At 64.2% G+C, this 19,675-nt stretch carries 13 protein-coding genes and 1 pseudogene; 5 read left to right on the top strand and 9 right to left on the bottom strand.

Annotation, left to right across the window (positions count from 1 at the left end; translation table 11 throughout):
- Positions 1–167 precede the first annotated feature (167 nt).
- Entirely contained in the window at positions 168–1,325 is a 1,158-nt protein-coding gene (locus HBF25_RS00905; RefSeq protein ID WP_166945670.1) for a serine hydrolase domain-containing protein, read from the bottom strand.
- 9 nt (positions 1,326–1,334) lie between these two features.
- Positions 1,335–2,084, bottom strand: coding sequence for a hypothetical protein (locus HBF25_RS00910; protein WP_166945672.1), 750 nt, complete (start codon positions 2,082–2,084; stop codon positions 1,335–1,337).
- 146 nt (positions 2,085–2,230) lie between these two features.
- On the opposite strand from HBF25_RS00910, the gene HBF25_RS00915 reads away from it, so the two are divergent.
- Complete coding sequence (locus HBF25_RS00915) at positions 2,231–3,013, top strand: winged helix-turn-helix domain-containing protein (protein WP_166945674.1); 783 nt, start codon at positions 2,231–2,233, stop codon at positions 3,011–3,013.
- Between the two features lie 8 nt (positions 3,014–3,021).
- Here HBF25_RS00915 and HBF25_RS00920 read toward each other — a convergent pair whose 3' ends face one another.
- The 3 genes from HBF25_RS00920 to HBF25_RS00930 form a co-directional block, all read right to left on the bottom strand.
- Positions 3,022–4,245, bottom strand: a complete 1,224-nt coding sequence (locus HBF25_RS00920; RefSeq protein WP_166945676.1) for an MFS transporter — start codon at positions 4,243–4,245, stop codon at positions 3,022–3,024.
- 116 nt (positions 4,246–4,361) lie between these two features.
- Complete coding sequence (locus tag HBF25_RS00925; RefSeq protein WP_208392353.1) at positions 4,362–5,894, bottom strand: MFS transporter; 1,533 nt, start codon at positions 5,892–5,894, stop codon at positions 4,362–4,364.
- Between the two features lie 48 nt (positions 5,895–5,942).
- Entirely contained in the window at positions 5,943–6,851 is a 909-nt protein-coding gene (locus HBF25_RS00930) for a LysR family transcriptional regulator (RefSeq protein ID WP_166945687.1), read from the bottom strand.
- Between the two features lie 105 nt (positions 6,852–6,956).
- On the opposite strand from HBF25_RS00930, the gene HBF25_RS00935 reads away from it, so the two are divergent.
- The gene (locus HBF25_RS00935) at positions 6,957–8,024 is read left to right on the top strand and encodes an NAD(P)-dependent alcohol dehydrogenase (RefSeq protein WP_166945689.1); all 1,068 of its coding nucleotides are present in this window, start codon (positions 6,957–6,959) and stop codon (positions 8,022–8,024) included.
- Positions 8,025–8,100: 76 nt separating this feature from the next.
- Positions 8,101–9,282, top strand: coding sequence for an MBL fold metallo-hydrolase (locus tag HBF25_RS00940; protein ID WP_208392354.1), 1,182 nt, complete (start codon positions 8,101–8,103; stop codon positions 9,280–9,282).
- A gap of 3 nt (positions 9,283–9,285) precedes the next feature.
- On the opposite strand, the gene HBF25_RS00945 is transcribed toward HBF25_RS00940, so the two are convergent.
- Positions 9,286–9,735 (bottom strand): winged helix-turn-helix transcriptional regulator, encoded by a 450-nt coding sequence (locus HBF25_RS00945; RefSeq protein WP_166945693.1) that lies wholly within the window; start codon positions 9,733–9,735, stop codon positions 9,286–9,288.
- Between the two features lie 79 nt (positions 9,736–9,814).
- Here HBF25_RS00945 and HBF25_RS00950 point away from each other — a divergent pair, with 79 nt between their 5' ends.
- Positions 9,815–10,612, top strand: coding sequence for an SDR family NAD(P)-dependent oxidoreductase (locus HBF25_RS00950; protein ID WP_166945695.1), 798 nt, complete (start codon positions 9,815–9,817; stop codon positions 10,610–10,612).
- Positions 10,613–10,654: 42 nt separating this feature from the next.
- Here the strand turns inward: HBF25_RS00950 and HBF25_RS00955 are convergent, their stop codons facing one another.
- Positions 10,655–12,394: a PQQ-dependent sugar dehydrogenase gene (locus tag HBF25_RS00955; protein ID WP_166945697.1), complete on the bottom strand. Its 1,740-nt coding sequence runs from the start codon at positions 12,392–12,394 to the stop codon at positions 10,655–10,657.
- Positions 12,395–13,521: 1,127 nt separating this feature from the next.
- On the opposite strand from HBF25_RS00955, the pseudogene HBF25_RS00960 reads away from it, so the two are divergent.
- Positions 13,522–15,135: pseudogene (locus tag HBF25_RS00960) on the top strand (DNA translocase FtsK); the annotation flags it as partial.
- A 90-nt stretch (positions 15,136–15,225) separates the two neighbouring features.
- On the opposite strand, the gene HBF25_RS00965 reads toward HBF25_RS00960, so the two are convergent.
- Positions 15,226–16,353: a hypothetical protein gene (locus HBF25_RS00965; protein WP_166945701.1), complete on the bottom strand. Its 1,128-nt coding sequence runs from the start codon at positions 16,351–16,353 to the stop codon at positions 15,226–15,228.
- 157 nt (positions 16,354–16,510) lie between these two features.
- Positions 16,511–18,868, bottom strand: coding sequence for a type IV secretory system conjugative DNA transfer family protein (locus tag HBF25_RS00970; RefSeq protein ID WP_166945703.1), 2,358 nt, complete (start codon positions 18,866–18,868; stop codon positions 16,511–16,513).
- Positions 18,869–19,675: the final 807 nt, after the last annotated feature.

Here is a 19,675-nt window from a genome sequence, read left to right on the forward strand (position 1 = left end):
GCGTCCATCGATGGCTATCCGCCGCTACCGGAGTACAGCTTTGTTTTTGTACTCAAGAATCGATCCAAGCATGTTAAAGGAATTAAAAACTACTTTGACCAACAATAGTGATGCATCGGAGGCGTCACTTCTGCATCAACAGGTAGAACGGCCGAGCGGGCGATCCGTCAGGAGCCGCTGAACCCTGACGCAGGGAACTCAGCGGGAGCAACCGTCTGCATCACGGCGTCCACCAGCGTACGTGACCACACGTTCTTTGCACTGCCGTTGGTGAGATAGACGATGATGTAAGCACGCTCATCAAGCGGTTCCTTGAAGATGATTCGGACCCTGCTGCGTGCGCCGCCATCATGCCCCACTTCGCGATAGCCATGGCTCTCGCCATAGTCCCAGCCTGTCGCGAACCAGCCACGCTGGCCTGTGGATAACTCGCGGGGTTGCCATGATCGCTGCAACGTTGCCTGGCTGACGAGCTTTCCTGACGCAACAGCCTGCATGAAGTGTGCGAGGTCGCTCGCGGTCGTATAAAGCTCAGCGTGACCGTACGCATACGATGGCCACGCAATGGCGGCATCTTTCTGAAGCCTGCCATTCTTGCCGGTGTACGCCGTTGCCCGAAGCTCTGGTGGAGCATCGGAAGGTCCCAGCCACGTGTGATTCAGTTGCAGCGGGCGGATGATGCGTTGCTGGACAACCTGTGGATAAGGCTTGCCATAGCAAGCGGCGAGTAGGGCCGACAGCACCAGGTAATTGGTCTGCGTGTAATGGGTCTCCGTGCCGGGTACGAACTGTAGTGGAGCGTTCGCCAGGGAAGCAAAGACCGCGGTTATATCGGGCGGAAACCTCGTGTCGGCGGTCAGTTCCTCGCCTTGCCCGCTCCCGAAGTACTCGGGAACACCCGAGGTGTGATCGAGAAAATCCCGCACGCTTATGCGCTTCCATCGTTCGGGAAGCCCCGTGACGTACTCGCTGGCCGGCCGGCCCAGGTCGAGCCTGCCCTGGTCGGCCAGCTGCATGATCAGCGTGCTCACGAAAAGCTTGCTGATTGAAAATGCGGGGAACACGCTGTCGTTCTTGACGGGGCGATGGCTGTCGATATCGATCTGCCCATCCACGCCGCTGAAGATCACCTTTCCATCGTGCATCACGACCAGGGCCTGGCCCGCGATACCGTGATGCTGGCGATTTAAGCGCATCAATGCCTGCAGTCGCTGTGAAAGATCGTTTTGTTCACCAGCGGCAAATGATGGCGCCATGCCTGCCATGAAGAGCAGGAGCGTCGCGACCACGCGAGCCCTGGCCGATCGTTTATCGAAGATTCGCATGACGAATCCTCAATGGACAAAGAACGCAGTACGAGCGACGCCCGCATTGTTGCTTGATCCCATCCATGCGCTGACTTCCAGTTCGTAGAGTCCGTGTGAGTCGGCAGGAATATCCGCAACGAAGACTCCCGCTGCGGCATCGAAGCGCAAGGGGATGATCCTTGCCGCCCCACCATCGATGACCAGCGAGGCCTGCACCTCGGTATCGCTGGCACGCCAGGGCCCTGCGGCGGTGATCGCGCAGCCGCACAGCATCGTCACGCCGACGCGCACCGGCACGGTCGTACCGGCTTTCACCGTCTGATAAGCCAGGGGGCTGGCCACGTCCACGATGAGGCCCGGCAGTTCCATGAGCCATCCATCGCCGGCCGTGAGGGAATGCCCGGGCAGGATCCATTGCGTACTGGTTGCCGTGGTCGTCGCCTGCGGCTGGCTGAGCGGACCGGTCACGCTCAGGGTGACCCGGCGCGGCCGGTCGAGATCGAGCGACGTGTGGAACACGGCCGATCCCTCCGTGGATCGCGTTCCGCCCTGCCCCATGATCTTCGCGGTGTCGCCGGTCGTACCGGCGGTCTGCCCGTGGGCAAGTACTTCGCCCGTGTCGGCATCGGTAAGGACCACACGCACCGGTGCGGCATAGCCGCCGAGGAACTTGGCGCCGCGCGCCAGCACGCGGACATCCACCTCGGTATGGGTCGCCCGGGCGACACCGAGCAGGGTAAAAAGCAGGCACAAGGCCAGGGCGGACAGGATGCGCATGAGCGGGTTTTCCTCGCAGAAGTGCCACGGGTGGCTTCGGGAAAATCCTGGGGCCTTCTGCCAGAATGGTCCACCGACATGTCATGAACTCGCCTGACATGTCGTGACCATCAAGGGATTCAACGCGTTACGCGGGGGTAGGCACGATGCTTCGCTTTGACGATATCCGGCTCGACCCGGTCCTGTTGCAGGCGTTCCGGGGCGACGTCCCGCTTGATGCACCGCCCCAGGTTGTCGAGGTGCTGGTTTACCTGGTTCACCATGGCGAACGGATCGTGCCGCGCTCCGAGCTGCTCGAACGCTTCTGGCCACGTGCGGGTACCGGCGGGGATGCGGCCCTCAATACCTGCATTCGCCGGATGCGCACCCTGCTGGACGACGATGCCGAAGCCCCCCGCTATATCCAGACACGGCCTCGCGCGGGCTATCGTTTTATCGGCACGCTGTCCGGCGACATGCCGGTCGTGCCGCCACGCAGGCCCTGGTTTTCAGGCGCGCGCATGGCCATGGGCGGTCTGTCGGCCGTGATCCTGCTCGCTGGTGTGCTCTGGGCCCATGCCGCTATGCGCACGTCGTCGCAACGTATCGCCGTGGAGCCCGTGCAAGGCATGTGCGAGTACGTGCTGTTTCCGAACTTCAACGCGGGTCTGCGTGAAAGTCTTGTAGCGAGGGTGAGTCGCGGATTGCCGGAGGGTTACAGCATCGCCACCGATCCGGCCGGTGCAGACCTGCATGCCCGCGTCAGCGTGCGGCAGACACCGCAACAGACCGTCGCGGTCATAAGTCTGCTGGATGACAGCAAGGGACGCATCGTGTGGTCGGGAGAATTCGCCGAACCCACCGACACGAACGACTATGTGCCTCTCCAGGGCGTGCTTGCCGATCGCATGGCAACCGACCTGCTGATCGCCCTCGGCAAGCGCTCCTGAAAAAGTTATCAACAGGCTTCGATGGCGTTGCCTGAGGTGTCGCGACGATCCACCGCCACCGACGCGCCCCACAGCAGCAGACCACCCAGCGCCAGCACGCTGCCGACCCAGCCGGGTGAGGTCCAGCCGTAGCCGTTGGCGATGGCGAGGCCGCCAAGGAATGGGCCCAGCGCGTTGGCGGTGTTGAATGCGGAATGGTTGAGCGAGGCGGCCAGGCCCTGCGCATCGCCGGCCACATCCATCAGGCGGGTCTGCAAAACCGTGCCCAGGGCCCCGCCAATGCCGATCAGGAAGACGGTAACGCCCAGAGTCCAGACGTTTCCGGCCGTGAACGGGAAGATCGCCAGGATGACGAGACTCCACAGCAGCAGGCCGCCGGCCGTGCGCATCAGGGCCCGGTCGGCGAACACCGGAACCACCATATTGCCCAGGGTCATGCCGATACCGAACACGCCCATCACCCAGGGCACGGTGTCCAGCGACATGTGCGTGACGTGCAGCAGGATGTCGGCGAGATAGGTATAGACGGCAAACATGCCGCCGAAGCCGATGGCACCTATCCCCAGAGTTATCCACACCTGCGAGCGCTTCAGCGCACCCAGTTCACGCAGGGGGCTGGCCTTCGCATCGGCCGGCGTATCCGGCGCAAAAGCGAACACCGCGCTCAGGGTGGCGATGCCCAGCAGTGCCACCAGGGCAAAGCTCCAGCGCCAGCCGACGGCCTGGCCCAGCCAGCTGGCTAAAGGCACGCCGACGACGGTGGCAAAGGTGAGGCCGAGGAACATCTGGCCTACGGCGCGGGTCCGCCGGTTCGGCGGTACTAGCGAACTGGCCACCAGCGCGCCGACGCCGAAATACGCACCGTGCGGCAGGCCCGCGAGGAAGCGGAACACCAGCATCCAGTGGTAATTGGGCGACAGGCCGGTCAGGCCGTTGAACACCGTGAACATCGCCATCAGCAGCAACAGCAGGCGGCGGCGCGGCAGGCGCGCGCCGAGCACGGTGATGATCGGCGCACCCACCACCACACCCAGCGCGTAGGCGCTGATTGCATGGCCGGCCGTCGGCGCATCGATGCCCAGTCCCTGTGCAAACAGCGGCAGCATGCTCATCGAGGCGAACTCGGTGGTGCCGATGGCAAAGCCACCGACGGCCAGGGCGAGGATCACCAGGCCCACATGGGGCGCGCGAACGGGCGGTGCCGCCCGGCTGGAGACAGGGGAGGAAGACATCGAAGGACTCGTTGCAGGCGCGTACGCAGGGGATAGTGATGCGATGTTGCAGTGCATCACGGTCAAGCATACGGCTTTTCGGAGTCAAACGGGCTAAATCGCAGGGTGAATCAGGCTCATCGATCCCGTCGGCGCATGCAGGTCCAGACCACGATGGCGGCGAGGGCCGCCACCGCCCCGGCGAGCAGGAAGGCATGGGCGAAACCGATGCCGTAGCTGGCGTGGGCCAGGGCGTCGAAGGTGGCGGCAGGTGTTGCCGGGGACGCGGCCCGGGCCTGTTCGAAGTCGCCCACCACCAGCCGGTCCAGCGCCATGCCCGACAAGCCCAACCCCGCCTGGGAGAACTGCTGCACGGCGGCGTCGTGCACGCCGGAGGCCAGGGCGGCGCCCAGGGTGGCGAACCCCAGCAGGATGCCGGCGAACCGGGCCGTGGTGGAGATGCCCGAGGCCATGCCCGCGCGGTCGGCCGGCACCGTGCCCATGATGGCTTTCTGGGTCTCGCCATTGAGCAGGCCGCCCCCCGTGCCCAGCACCGCCATGCCGGTGACGAGCCAGTTGGCATCCCCGCCCCCGGCCGCCAGCACCAGGATGGCGTTGCCGATCGCCGTCACCACCAGGCCCAGCGCCAGTATGTCGTGAGCCGACAGCCGCTGGCCGAGGCGACGCCCTACATGCGGGAATACCAGCATGGCCAGTGCAAACGGGAGCATGCCTATCCCCGCACCCAGGGCGTCGTCACCGCGCGCGTTCTGAAGGAACAGCGGCAGCAGCGAGGCCATCACCTGGGCGGCGGCGGCATAGGCGAACATCGCCAGCACCGCGCCCACGAACGGGGCGCCACGGAACAACGACAGGTCCAGCATCGGGTGGGCGCGATACCGTTCGACGACGACGAAGGCGACACCCAGCGCGATACCGGCCGCCAGCCGTCCCAGCACGGTCGGGCTGGCCCAGCCGTGGGCGGGGCCGCCGATCAGGGCCCAGGTCAGGCAGAACATGGCGCCGGAAAACAGCAGCATGCCGGGCAGGTCGAGCGTGCGTGGCACCGGGTCGCGCGATTCGGGAATGACTGGCAGCACCGCCAGGCCCAGCACGAAGCAGATCGGTGCATTGATGTGGAAGGCCCAGGGCCAGCCCACGTAACGATTGATGAGGCCACCGGCCAGCGGCGACAGCACCATGGTCAGCCCCATCACCGTACCCCAGGCCGCCCAGGCGCGGGCGCGCTGCTGGGGCTCGGTAAAGGCGTGGCCGATGATGGCCAGCGCCGGTGCAATCTGGAAGGCGGCGCCGATGCCCTGCACGGCGCGTGCGAGGTACAGGGCCGCTGCGCTCGGCGCGAGCCCGCAGGCCACCGAGGACAGGCCGAACACGGTCAGGCCGAACAGGTATACGCGCTTGCGGCCATAGCGATCGGCGATGGCGCCCGCAGGCAGCAGCAGGGAGGCGAAGCACAGCACGTAGCTGGTGATCACCCATTCGATGTCGGCAAAGGAGGCGTGCAGGTCGTGTGCGATGGTGGGCAGCACGACCCCGACCACGTTGGTATCGAGCACGGTGAGCGCGCAGCCGGCGGAGGCGACGATCAGCAGGGCGCGTTGGGCGGCAGAGGGGTTCATGGACGGCAGGTGCAGCGATGGGAAACCCATTGCAGCAGTCGTCCACGTTCATCGCATTGCCGCCAGGGTGGCAGTTGGTTAGCTTCTACCTAAGCTTGGCCCCAGCTCCTGCAGCAGGTCGATGAAGGCGCGCAGGGCCGAGGTGACTTGGCGCTGGCGCGGGTAATACAGCATGAACCCCGGATAGGGCGGCAGCCAGTCGTCCAGCACGCTGACCAGTTGCCCCTGCCGGATGAATGCTTCCACCTGTTCCTCGAAGACCAGCATGAAGCCTATGCCGGCAAGGGCGGCATCCAGTGCGGATTCGAAGGCATTGAAGGTGCAGCGCCCGCGGACATCCACCTCCAGCTTCGTTTCACCCTGCTCGAACTCCCAGTGATAAAGACGGCCGCTGGGAAACCGGAAACGGATGCAATCGTGCGACAGCAGGTCGTAGGGATGCGTGGGGATGCCACGCGCGGCGATGTACTCGGGCGTGGCCACGCAGATGCTGCGCTTCGGCCCGCCGAAGGGCACGGCCACCATGTCCTCGGGGATCGACTCATGGAAGCGCACGCCTGCGTCGTAGCCATCCGCGACGATATCGATCATGCCGTTGTTGTCCACCGCCTCGAAATGGATGTCCGGATAGCGGCGCAGGAAGATGGGCAGCACCGGCGGCAGCAGCAGCCGACCGGCCACGCTGGGCATATTGATCCGCAGGGTGCCCGCCGGGGTACCCCGGAACTCGTTCATTTCCGCCAGCGCCTCGCCCACGTCGCGCAGGGCCGGTTGCAGGCGTTCGAGCAGGCGCTGCCCCGCTTCGGTAAGCGAGACGCTGCGGGTGGTGCGGTGGAACAGGGTCACCCCCAGGCGTTCCTCCAGCCCGCGGATGGCATAGCTGATGGCCGAGGTGGACAGCGACAGCTCCACCCCTGCCTTGCGAAAGCTGGCATGGCGGGCGACGGCCGCGAAGGCGGCAAGATGGGAGAGATTGTCCGGTCGCATGATTATCTAGGATATCTCAACGATTCGTTGCAAAAATCCCGCTGGCCCGCCGGATTGTTGAAGTTTATGGTTTCCTGATTTCCCACCCGGTTGAGGACGACACCCATGTTCGAAGTACGCGGATATGCCGCCAAGGACGCTAAGTCCCCCCTCGTCCCTTTCAATTTCAAGCGCCGCGACGTTGGCGCGCACGATATCCACATCGAAATCCTGTACAGCGGCATCTGCCATTCGGACCTGCACCAGGCGCATAACGACTGGGGCAATTCGATCTACCCGATGGTCCCCGGCCACGAGATCGTCGGCCGCGTCGTGGCGGTGGGTGCGCAGGTGAAGAAGTTCAAGGTGGGCGATATCGCCGGCGTGGGCTGCATGGTGGATTCCTGCCGTGAGTGCGCGTCGTGCAAGCGCGACCTGGAGCAGTACTGCCTGAACCACACCAGCTTCACCTACAACGGCACCGAGCAGGACAAGAAGACCCCGACCCAGGGCGGCTACTCCACCGACATCGTGGTCGAGGAGCGCTTCGCGGTGAAGATCTCGAAGGATCTCGACCTCAAGGCCGTTGCTCCCCTGCTCTGCGCCGGCATCACCACCTATTCGCCGCTGAGCCACTGGAAGCAGAACGTCGCAGGCAAGAAGGTCGGCGTGATCGGCCTGGGTGGCCTGGGCCACATGGGCGTGAAGTTTGCCAAGGCCATGGGTGCCCACGTCACCATGATCACCACCTCCGAAGCCAAGGGTGCGGATGCCAAGCGCCTGGGCGCCGATGCGGTGCTGGTGTCGAAGGACGCCGAGGCCATGCAGAAGGCCGCCGCCAGCTTCGACTTCCTGCTCAACACCATTCCGGTCAGCCACGACATCAACCCGTATATCGCGCTGCTGGCGCTGGACGGTGTGATGGTGCTGGTGGGCGTGCTCACGCCGGTCGATCCGGTGTTCGGTGGCGGCCTCATGCTGCCGCGTCGCTCGGTGGCCGGTTCGGCCATCGGCGGCATGGCCGAAACCCAGGAAATGATGGACTTCTGCGCGAAGCACAACATCGTGTCCGACGTGGAAGTGGTGGACATGGCGTCGGTCAACCAGACCTACGAGCGCCTGGTGAAGAACGACGTGCGCTATCGCTTCGTGATCGACATGGCCACCATGAAGGACGCGCCGGTCGCGGCCTGATGGCATGCGTTCCGGGCCGTCCACGGACGGCCCGGAACGGTTATCTTCGGCGCCGGCAGAACCTGGAATTGTTCCGTTGAAGCGCTTCTTTCGTTACCTGGCGATCCTCGCCGTTCTTCTCGTCGTTTTCCTTGGTGTCGTTGCCCTCACTGCGTGGCCGAACGTCGGCGCGCTATCGCAAGGGCACGAGCTGGCGCGCGACGAAGCCTCGCCGCAGTGGCACGGCGGTCGTTTCGCCAATCCGCAGCCCATGTTCATCGACCTCAAGGGCGGCATCCTCCAGCTGTTCGCATCGCGACCGGGCGAAGAGCCCGATGCGCCGGTGCCCACGGTGGACGCCTCGGCCGCGTATCGCACGCCGCCGGCCAGCGGCCTGCGCGCGAGCTGGTTCGGGCACTCATCGATGCTGCTGGAGATCGACGGCACCAACGTCATCGTCGATCCGTTCTGGAGCGAGCGCACTTCGCCGTTTTCGTGGCTGGGTCCGAAGCGCTGGTATGCACCGCCCGTGTCGATCGATCACCTGCCGCACGTCGATGTGGTGGTGATCTCCCACGACCACTACGACCATCTCGATCGCCCGTCGGTGCAGGCCTTCAATCAGCGGGGTGTGCGTTTCGTCGTGCCGCTGGGCATCGGCGCGCACCTGGAAGACTGGGGCGTTCCCCGTGAACGCATCACTGAACTGGACTGGTGGCAGGACACGACGGTGGGCACGTTGCGCATCGTGTCCACGCCATCGCGCCATGCATCGGGACGCCTGAACGGCAACAGCGGCCACACCTTGTGGACGGGCTTCGCCCTGCTCGGTCCGGCGCATCGCGTGTTCTATTCCGGCGACACCGGCATGAACGACACCTTCGTCGATGTCGGTGAGCGCTATGGCCCCTTCGACGTCAGTCTCATCGAGACGGGTCAGTACGACGCTCAGTGGCCCGACTGGCACCTCGGTCCGGAGCAGGCGGTGCGGGTACACCAGGAAGTGCGCGCGCGCACCATGATCCCGGTGCACTGGGGGCTGCTCAAGCTGGCGCACCACGCCTGGACGGAACCACCGGAACGCGTACTCGCCGCCGCCCGCTGCGTGCATGCTGACGTGCTCATTCCCGAACCGGGCCAGGCGGTGGAACCGACTACGCATCCGGTCATCCCGCGCTGGTGGCCGTCCATTCCCTGGCATACCGCCGTACAGCGCCCCATCGTCGCCACGCATCATGGCGATCCGGCTGACCGCTTTGCTGCCCTGACCTGTCCCTAGGGATCAGGCCACGCCCTCGGGCAGCACGATCCGCGTGCGCACCTCTCCGAAGGGCGCTCCGGTGGCTTCGTCCACCACGATGGCGTTCGCCCGCTCGCCCGTGTCCTCGTTGACCAGGTAACTGAGCGGCGCGCCGCAGCCGTTGTGGCGGCGGCCCCACTCGCCGATCGCCGCCAGGATTGGCAGGAATTCCCTGCCGGCCTGGGTCATCACGTATTCGTCGCGAGGCGGCCGCTCGTTGTAGCGGCGCTTTTCCAGCACGCCCACGTCCGTAAGCGCCTTCAGGCGACGGGACAGGATGTTGGGCGCGATGCCCAGGTTCGAGCGCAGCTGGTCGAACTGGGTCTGTCCACGCCCTACCTCGCGCAGGATCAGCGCACTCCACGCGTCGCCCACCAGGGCCAGGCCCCGGGCGATCGGACAGGTGCCGGAAGAAAGTTTCTCGGGGTCCATTGCAATATGGTAGCGACGTCCCTATCGTACCGCAACGCAGTCACTATCGTTTTGATATCCACAGGTACGGAGAGATCCCATGAGCAATGAACAGAGCAAGGGTACGGCGCTGGTCACCGGCGCCTCCGGTGGCATTGGCGAGGTGTATGCGGAGCGTCTGGCCGACCGGGGTTACGACCTCATCCTTGCAGCGCGCCGCACGGATCGCCTTGAAGCCCTGGCAGCGAAGCTGCGCGAACGCACCGGCCGCCAGGTCGAGGTGCTGCGCGCCGACCTGTCCCGGCGCGCGGACATCGAGGCGCTGGAGCAGCGCCTTGCCACGGATGAGGCCATCACCCTGCTGGTGAACAACGCGGGCATCTCGCTCAACGGCAGCATCCTGGAAAATGGCGCCGACGCCATCGAAAGCCTGCTCACCATCAACGTCACGGCACCGACCCTGCTGTCGGCGGCGGCGGCCAAGGCATTCAAGGCGCGCGACAAGGGCGGCATCATCAACATCGCCTCGGTGCTGGCGCTGGTTCCGGAACTGTTCGACGGAATCTACAGCGGTAGCAAGGCGCACCTGGTGAACGTGACGCTGGGTCTGGCGAAGGTCCTGCAGGGCACGAACGTGCACGCGCAGGCGGTGCTGCCCGGCGCTACCCGCACGGAAATCTGGGACAAGTCAGGCAAGGATGTCGATGCCCTGCTACCGGGCAAGGTGATGGAAACCGCCGACCTCGTGGACGCTGCCCTGCTGGGCTACGACCGCGGTGAAGTCGTGACGATTCCCACCCTGCACGAGGAAGGTCATTTCCGCATCTACGACAGCGCGAGGAAGATCATGGCACCACTGCTGTCCAACAAGGACGTCGCACCGCGTTATCGCGCATGACGCAAGAGGCGGTCGCAGGCGTGGCCTGCGACCGCCCGTCTCTTACGGCTTCGGGGTGATCCGGCGCAGCATGCCGTCGCCACCGCCACGCACGTACCAGATGCTGCCATCGGCGGCGACCTTCAGCGCGCGCACGCTACCGGTATAGGTGCCCTTGGCATCGCGACCGTAGCGCTCCACGCCCGTCACGTTGCCCGAGGTATCGAGGATCACGCGATACAGCGCGATCGACGAGGTGGAACCCAGCAGTGCGGAGCCCTTCCACTGCGGGAACAGGTTGCCGTTGTAGAAGGCCAGGCCCGAGGGCGACATCGAGTTGGTGGTGGGGAACCAGCCCCAGTACGCCGCCGGCTGCACGTACTGTGGTGCCGTGTCGTGACGCGGATACGGCTGGCCCGGCATCCAGGCATCGCCGTTGTAGTGATTGCCGTTGCTGACCAGCGGCCAGCCGTAGTTGCCGCCCTTCACGATGAGGTTGAACTCATCGCCGGAAGCCGGGCCCATCTCGGTTTCCCACAACTTGCCGTCGGCGCTGAACGCCAGGCCGTACGGATTGCGGAAGCCGCTGGCCCAGATCTGGCCGGCCACGCCAGGCTGCGATGCATTGGGGTTGTCGCTGGGTGTGCTGCCGTCGAGGTTGAGCCGGATGATCTTGCCCAGGCCGGAGTTGGGCAGCTGCGCGGTAAAGCCACGATCGCCCTTCGCATCCGGGATGTCACCATCGCCGGCAGAGAGGAACACGTGCTGGCCATCCGGCGCGAAGGCGATGCGTGCCCCGGGCTGGCCGCGCACCGAGTAATTCGACGGCTCCTGCCAGACCACCTGCAGGTTGGCGAGCGATGCGCCCTGTGCCGATTCGTCCAGGCGTGCCTTGGCGAGGGTGAGGTGGTTGTTGCCGTCGGTGGCCTTCGCCACATAGCTGAACCACAGCGTGTGGTCCTGTGCGAAGGTCGGCGATGCAGCCACGTCGTGGAAGCCGCTCTGGCCGCCGCCGCCGTTGGCACCGACCGAGGTCGGCAGGCCCGTGATCGAGGTCTTCGCACCGGCGGTGGTCACCACGTACATGTGGTCGCTCTTCTCGGTCACTACGACGCGGCCGTCGGGCAGGAAGTCGAGACCCCAGGGGTTGTTGAAGGAGGCGACGTCGGCGATGACGAACGGTGCCGGCGGCTCGGTCTGCGCACCGGCGACGCGTGCGTTGTAGGACGTGGTCGGGCCGTTGCCCGGATTCGGCGGGTTGCCGTTACCTGGATCACCGGGGTTGCCAGGATTACCGGGATCACCCGGGTTGCCCGGATCACCGGGCGTGGAATCGTCTGCGCCGAACACCTGGAATTCAAACAGCGAATAGCCGTACTGGGTGGTGCGCGTGAGTCCGTACATGCGCACATAGCGCGCCTTGGCCGGGGAGAAATCCAGCGTTTCGCTGCCACCCTTGCTGGTGGGCTGGGTAGCGACCGGCTGCCAGCTCTGGCCGTCGGTGGAGACATCGATGTGATACATCCCCGCGTGCGCACGCTCCCAGTCGAGCGTGACGCGGTTGATCTTCTGCACGGAGCCCAGGTCGACCGAGATCCACTGCGGATCGGAGGCGGCGGACGACCAGCGGGTGTCCATGCGTCCATCGTTGACGTTGTCGGCCTTGAAGGCGATGGCGTTCTCGGTGCTGCTCGCGGTGACGGGGCGATGAAGCGCGAGGTTGACCGGCGTGCTCTGCGCGAAAGCACAGGGCGCGGTCAGTACGGCGGCTAGCGTAAACAGGATCGGCGATACGCGACGCATGGCAAGCTCCATCTCGGGGAAGGTCGCAAGAAGCTACGCCAGGGGGCGTGCGCATTTTTGACCAAAAAACGCGTCGATGCGCGAAAGCGCGACCCGGTCGCAGATTCTTGTATCCGAACGCCGGGGTTACCTGGCTTTCACGCCTCGCAGGCTGACTTCGTGCTGGCTCTCATAAAGTGGGCCCTGTCAACACAGACAGGGGGTTAGCGGGGGTTTCAGCGACGATTCGTACAAATGCACGCTAAACTACGGCTTCTGCTCGATTCTCTCTCCCTCGGTAAGGCATGGCTTCCTTCGTGTTCGGCGCCTTCGGGCTTTCCACTGTCTGGTTGCTTCCCCTGTTATGGCGCTCGCTCGTCGCCCTGGTCCGTCGCCGGCCGCAGCCGGGTGCCGGGCCGGGTGCCATTCGCTTCTGGGCGGGCTTTACCCTGGTTCTGCTCTCGAGTGCCATGCTCGAAGGGTTGGTCGTAGCCCATTTCACGGACGATCCTGCGGCAGGTGGCAGCGTCTGCCGGTGGCTTGCCGGAACGCTTGGCGACCTGCCCGGGCCCATGATCGGCAGCGTTGTCGCCATCGTCCCGCTGCTGCTCGCCCTGCCCTGGTACCTGGGCGTGCCCTGGGGCCGCATGCTGTCCGCTGCCACGACCCTCGTCGAGCCACTGGGTGCGCTGGCCATCGCGCTGACGCATCGCGCGTTCTCGCGAACATCGTCATCGCGCGCAGCCCCGCGCCGGGCCTCCGGTGCCGTGCGTCGTGCAGACCGCCCTGCGGCACGTCGTCGTGGTCGTCCGGCACCAGCGAAGAAACCCGCTCCGGCAAGCAAGGCGCCGCGGGTGGAAGCGAAGCTGATCGAGCCCATGCGCGCCGAGCCTTCGCGAACGAACGGGCCTCGTCCTTCCGTGACCACGCCCGTGCCGCCGCGTCACCGGGCGGAAGAAGACATCGTGATCCGCGAGCCGTGGCTGGCGCCGCGCACGATGGCTCAGGCCTCCGTCGCCGAAGAACCGGACCACGTGCTGCCGGCATCCGAGCCGGCACCGGCACCGATCCCGGCTGCGCGCGACACCTACGTACCGGCAGAAATACCGACGACGCCCATCGAAGAAGATGAGCCGGAGATCGCCATTCCCGTACTGGCGGCACCACCACCTGCGCCCGTGTCGCGTTTTGCCATCGCGGCAAACGACGAAAGTCCTGCGACGTCTGCGCAGGTCGTCACGCTCACACCCGTGCGCGCGTTACGCGCCACCACCAGCAACAGCACGGTGACCTTGCCGCCGCTCTCGTTGCTCGCTGCCGCCACGCAGAACCACCTGGCCATTTCCGACCACGAACTGGCGGAGACGGGCGAGCTGATCGAACAGCGCCTGCGCGAGTTCAAGGTGCCGGTGCAGGTCGTGGGTGCGTCGGCGGGTCCGGTCATCACGCGTTACGAAGTCGAGCCCGCCGTCGGCGTGCGCGGCAACCAGATCGTCGCGTTGATGAAGGATCTGGCACGTGGTCTTGGGCGCAGCTCCATCCGCGTGGTGGAAACCATTCCCGGCAAGACCTGCATGGGCCTGGAGCTGCCGAACGAACAGCGACAGATGATCGCGTTGTCGGAGATCCTCGATTCCAGTGAATACCGCGGCTCCGATTCGCTGCTGACGCTTGCGATGGGCAAAGGCATCACGGGCGAGCCGGTGGTGGCCGATCTCGCGAAGGCGCCCCACATGCTCGTTGCGGGCACGACGGGCTCGGGCAAGTCGGTGGCGGTGAACGCCATGATCCTGTCGATGCTGTACAAGGCCACGCCCGAAGACGTGCGCATGATCATGATCGATCCGAAGATGCTTGAGCTTTCGGTCTACGAAGGCATTCCGCATCTGCTGGCGCCCGTGGTCACCGACATGAAGCTCGCCGCCAATGCGCTGAACTGGTGCGTGGCGGAGATGGAAAACCGCTATCGCGTGATGTCCGACCTGCGCGTGCGCAATCTCGCCGGCTTCAACCAGAAGGTGCGCGAAGCGCGCGCGGCGGGCAAGCCGCTGTTCAACCCCTTCCCCGCACATCCGGAAGTGCCCGAGCATCTCGACACGCTGCCGATGATCGTCGTTGTGATCGACGAGCTGGCCGATCTCATGATGGTGGCTGGGAAGAAGATCGAAGAACTGATCGCACGACTCGCACAGAAAGCACGTGCGGCAGGCATCCATCTCATCCTGGCGACGCAGCGTCCGTCGGTCGATGTGATCACCGGCCTCATCAAGGCGAACATTCCCACGCGCGTCGCCTTCCAGGTGTCGTCGAAGATCGACTCACGCACCATTCTCGACCAGATGGGCGCGGAAAGCCTGCTCGGCCAGGGCGATATGCTGTTCCTGCCGCCGGGCACGGGTTATCCACAGCGTATCCACGGTGCATTCGTTGCCGACGAAGAAGTGCATCGCATCGTCGCGTGGCTGAAGCAGTTCGGCGAGCCGGATTACAAGGAAGAAATCCTTGCCGGTCCGCCGAGCGATGCGATGGACGGCGAACCGGGCGAAGACGGCATAGATGCAGAGCTGGATCCACTCTATGACGAAGCGGCGGCCTTCGTGCTGCGCACGCGCCGTGCATCCATCTCGTTCGTGCAGCGCCAGTTCCGCATCGGCTACAACCGCGCGGCGCGTCTTGTCGAAGCGATGGAAAGCGCAGGCATCGTCTCCCCGATGGGCATCAACGGCCAGCGCGAAGTCGTGGCACCCGCCCCCCAGGACTAACAATCACTGTAGGAGCGCGCCTCGCGCGCGACCGGTGATGCGAATGCGTTGATGATTTTCGCGAAAACCGGTCGCGCGCAAGGCGCGCTCCTACAACCGCATCACCGGGCCTTCCTGCTGCATGGCCATCTGTTGAGCCTGTTGCATCGCCTGTTGCTGAGATTGCTCAAATACGTGCTGATCCAGCCCCCGTGCCAGTGCGATGCTTTGCTCCTTGGGCGGCGCCGGCGTATCCATCGCTACCGTTACTTCGCTCCCCGGCCGCACGCCCCGACACACCAGCTCCCTCCCCTCGACATCCACCCCGGCCAGATCACGCTCGTGGTGAATGCCGATACCCCTGGCCCGCACTGCCATCTGCGCTACCTGGTCATCGGACACGTCCAGCGGCAGCTGAAGCCGCATGCTGGCGTAGACAGGATCATCTGCCGCTGAAGGAAAGCTCGACGACGGCCGGCTATCCGCCAGCGGATGCGGCGACGCCTGCAGCTTGCCTGGATCATCCGGATGAAACGCCTCGCGGGCGGCTTTGCGTTCCAGGCGAAGGCTGCGGGTGTCTTCCAACTCCTGGATGGTCTTCGGATCGGTGACGTCCCGCATGTCGGTCTCGGTGCCGACCGCCGTATGCAGGGTGCGGAATTCGCTCCAGTCACCATTGCGGTCACGACCGAAGTAGTGATCCTTCTGGCCGATGATGTCGGGTGAAAGATGGGAGCGACCCTTCATGGCCGTGAAGTACGCTGCTGCCATGTCGGTGATGTAGCCCTTCTGATCGTCCGGTGACATGACGCGATCGACCGACGCTTGCAGGGCCGTGGCGCTCATGCGGTGCAGTCCGCCGTAGCCGTTGTTGAGCATCGTGGACCAATGCGTGTCGGCGTGATGCCCGGCTTCCTCGGGGCACATCTCACCGCGATCTATTCGGTGTTTTTCCTCTATGTCCTTTTGATGTGCAGCCTCCAGCAGCTTGCGGGGTGTCCAGGCATTGGGGTCAATCTGGATGTTGTTGAATGAATCATCATGAGCTTTCTGAATATCGCGTGCTGGTAAATTTAACGCCAACTGGGTCTCGCCCGACCGAAATCGCTCAGATCGGGCAACGTAATCGCGCTTCATCAGGTCAACGCCAAAGGAATCCCATTCGCGCTCCGTGAGTACTTTCCCATCATGTTCACGTGCGTAGGCCTGGGCATAAGCATTCGCCGTTGCACCCGGCATGTTGTCATTTCGTACGACACCCAAGGCAAGAGCGCCGTACCCATCATTGCCAGGAACGCCAGCCAGATAGTTCCAATACAGTTCACGATTTCCCGTTTCGGCATACGACGACAGAATGTCGATATCGCGCTATCCAAAGCTCCCTTTTGGTTGCTCATTATTTCAGCTCACCGTCTTCCATGATCGAAATAATTTTCTGTTCGATACGTTTCCAATCGAACATGACGGCGCGGTTGTAATCTATTTCTACAATGGCTTTGTATTTTGGCAAGAGGAACAAGTGAAGGCAGGACGATCGCCTGCGATCTTCTGGATTATCCACAATTCGTCCATTGACGAGCTTTACGCCGTCAGGTACCGATTTCACATTGCACCTGATAAAAGTCAACGGAAAACCGGTTTCTCCCGTCGCAATATACCAATCATGATGACCATCGGGTTTACTTGCATGAAGGGTTTCCTGGGATGCGAAGCCATATCGCCTCTCGTAATACGAGACCAGCCTTCTGAAATCAGCGTAGTACGGAGTGAGTCCATAGACCGGGTCGCCTTTGATGCGTAGATCCAGGTTGTATTCTGGATGGTCTTTCTGACTGTCAAACGCTTCCATGGAGCGTCCCAACCTACCGGGATAAGCCTCATCGGAAATCCGCGAAAGATGCATCACCGTGATTCTCACGCTTGAGAGAAACATATCCGTTGAATCGTGGTAATCCACCCCTTGCGGCACCGGTGTGAGTTCGGGCCACAGCAGGACCAGATCGAGACGCCTCGGATCGTCGTCCTGTCCCGCTTGTCCTTCAAACAGATTGACAGGAAGGCGGAATCGATGCGGCCCCAGGCACGCGCCAATGAATGCTGGCTGGCCCTCAATGCCGCTCGAGATATCGCATCGACGGTTGCTGTCATAAGCCGTTACGGATGGGGTCACCGGGGTTTCGGGCGCTTTTGCCGAGCACGCTGCCATCAGTGAGGCCAGCAGGCCGGCGAGAGAACGGGGGAAAGGCATGGCATCTCCATCAGGAGGTTCTGGCAAGGTGGCAGGCCGGTAGCGCATAGTGGGTATGCGGCATAGACGCGGTATCGAATGCGGAAGGATCAGCACGAGTTGGTGATCGGCCTTCAGTTCGCACAGATCGCGTGTCGTCGCCGGTCGCGTCGGCGGATGCCGGTGCGGCTCATGCACGGACACATAAGCTTCCAGTGCGGCCTGTTCAGCTTCCGCGGTGGTTTGATCGGGAACGGTCTGCATGACCACGCAGGGAAAGCGCTGAAGCAAGGCGGGAAAGTCACGACCGTAGACCGTGCGGAGGTTCGACAAGCGGCGCGTCGTGGCAAGGTATGGCAGGTCACCATCCAACAGCACAGGCAAATGACCGAGGTGGTCGAGTCCATCGAGGATCAGCCGTCGATGCGATACGTCGCGCGTGGCATGTCGCCACCACGCGATAAAGGCATCGACCAGAGGCCGGGCCTGTCGCTGCATGTCGGCCGGAAGTTCAAACAGGACGACCGCCTTCGTCAGGTCGATGCCGGCAAGGTCATTGCCCCGGGTCGCCGCATCGGCCAGCGGACGGCTGAACAGGCCAAGGCCACCCCGCAAGGCCTCGCTGACCCGTGCGAAGGCCTTGTCGTCCAGGGCGCACCAGGGCTGCAGCGCCTGCCGCGTAGCTTCCGAGATACCCGGTGCCGCGATGAGGTGATCCAGATAGGACCGGCGTGAATCCCTACTCAAAGGCTCAATGAAACGCTGAAGGTCACCCGGCGCCGGGATAACCACCTCGCCACCATGGCGAAGTACGTCATCGATGGCCCGGACCAGCGCCACGAACGCCTGCCGCGCATGGCTGGTGAGCAAGCGCTGGCGAGGGTCGGTGACCGGAAACCAGCGTTCGGCGAGACTTTCCAGCACAGGCAGGTGCAGCCCGTTTTCGGTCCACGCTGCCGCGAAGGGATTCCAGCGATGGCCGTGGCCGAACGGAGCGACGCGAACCACAGGCCGGCCTCGGGTCTGCGACGCAGCGGCAGCAATGACCTCAGGGGTGCCGACGAGCAGCCAGGGGCCAGGCGCGCGGCGCAGGGTTGGCACGAGGGTGCCTTGCAGTGCGCGGCGGGCATTTGGCGCGACGACCAGTACCGAATGATCCGTGGCGATACCGCGCGCGAGGACGACGCCATGCCGGAAAGCTGCCGATACCGTGGTCAGCGGTTCGAAGCGCAGAGTCGCGCGCAAGGCACGATGAGCGCGAAAAGCGCGAATCAACGTGACGACGCAGGCGAGGATCACCAGCAGCGGTATGCCGAAGCCCAGGCCACCGGCGAGACGGATGCGCCATGCGTAGGCGGCATAACCGGCCTGATGCATCACCCGGGCGTAGTCCGACCACAGGTGCCAGGTCACCGGAGGATCGGTGAGGCTGAGAAGCCAGTGCGTAAATTGGCCGGCCAGATAAGGGGCCGCCATGATCGACAGCGCGAGGCCGATCACCGGAAAGAGCCTGTTGCGCAGCCTCAAGGGAGGCGACCTCATCAGTGACTGAAGAGGTTCCCCAGTGTAGGCATGCGAAGGGGAATGTCTTTAGGACTGGTCTGAAAATGTGGTCGATGTTTCCTAGGAACACGGCGACCGATACCGTAAAACCCGATCCCTGTAGGAGCGCGCCTTGCGCGCGACCGGATGGATCGGAACGATGATGATGTTCGCGACAACCGGTCGCGCGCAGGCGCGCTCCTACAAGGTATTTGCACCACGACCCCGTATCCCTGTAGGAGCGCGCCTTGCGCGCGACCGGATGGATCGGAACGATGATGATGTTCGTGACAACCGGTCGCGCGCAGGCGCGCTCCTACAATACGCCGCGATCACGTTCGACAGAGGCGGCGGGGGCGGCCCTTGGCGTGACTTGATGGAGGTGAGGGGAGTGGGCGGATCAGGCCCGAAGGGGACGGGTCAGGATGGCCCGTCTTTCTCGCCGAGGCACGGAGGCCGAGTCGAGAAACCCCGCCCGCTCACCGGGCCCGAAGGGGCGTAAGCCATAAGACACTGAGCCGCGCAGCGGCTCCTCCTTTCCCGAGGGACACCGCAGGCCGGAGCGACAAGGGCCGCCCCCGTCGCCTCTGCTCCGCCACGTAGGAGCGCCGATGCGAGGCTGATAGGCGAGCCCACCCTACGAAGCGAAACACCACATGGGCTGGGTTCCTACGGAGCGCAACATCGCCGATGTGATCGGCTCTCACACCTTCGGTAGGGACGGCTTTGCTTCACTACGGAGCATTACGTTTCAAACGGTCGCGCGCGAGGCGCGCTCCTACAACAAGCGGG

It is taken from the genome of Luteibacter anthropi (assembly GCF_011759365.1).
Taxonomy (GTDB): Bacteria; Pseudomonadota; Gammaproteobacteria; order Xanthomonadales; family Rhodanobacteraceae; genus Luteibacter; species Luteibacter anthropi.

What these genes read in the sequence shown, in the direction of transcription:
- HBF25_RS00905 (WP_166945670.1), bottom strand. Translation starts at nt 1,325, where the DNA reads ATGCGAATCTTCGATAAACGATCGGCCAGGGCTCGCGTGGTCGCGACG.
- HBF25_RS00910 (WP_166945672.1), bottom strand. Translation starts at nt 2,084, where the DNA reads ATGCGCATCCTGTCCGCCCTGGCCTTGTGCCTGCTTTTTACCCTGCTC.
- HBF25_RS00915 (WP_166945674.1), top strand. Translation starts at nt 2,231, where the DNA reads ATGCTTCGCTTTGACGATATCCGGCTCGACCCGGTCCTGTTGCAGGCG.
- HBF25_RS00920 (WP_166945676.1), bottom strand. Translation starts at nt 4,245, where the DNA reads ATGTCTTCCTCCCCTGTCTCCAGCCGGGCGGCACCGCCCGTTCGCGCG.
- HBF25_RS00925 (WP_208392353.1), bottom strand. Translation starts at nt 5,894, where the DNA reads ATGGGTTTCCCATCGCTGCACCTGCCGTCCATGAACCCCTCTGCCGCC.
- HBF25_RS00930 (WP_166945687.1), bottom strand. Translation starts at nt 6,851, where the DNA reads ATGCGACCGGACAATCTCTCCCATCTTGCCGCCTTCGCGGCCGTCGCC.
- HBF25_RS00935 (WP_166945689.1), top strand. Translation starts at nt 6,957, where the DNA reads ATGTTCGAAGTACGCGGATATGCCGCCAAGGACGCTAAGTCCCCCCTC.
- HBF25_RS00945 (WP_166945693.1), bottom strand. Translation starts at nt 9,735, where the DNA reads ATGGACCCCGAGAAACTTTCTTCCGGCACCTGTCCGATCGCCCGGGGC.
- HBF25_RS00950 (WP_166945695.1), top strand. Translation starts at nt 9,815, where the DNA reads ATGAGCAATGAACAGAGCAAGGGTACGGCGCTGGTCACCGGCGCCTCC.
- HBF25_RS00955 (WP_166945697.1), bottom strand. Translation starts at nt 12,394, where the DNA reads ATGCGTCGCGTATCGCCGATCCTGTTTACGCTAGCCGCCGTACTGACC.
- HBF25_RS00965 (WP_166945701.1), bottom strand. Translation starts at nt 16,353, where the DNA reads ATGCCGGGTGCAACGGCGAATGCTTATGCCCAGGCCTACGCACGTGAA.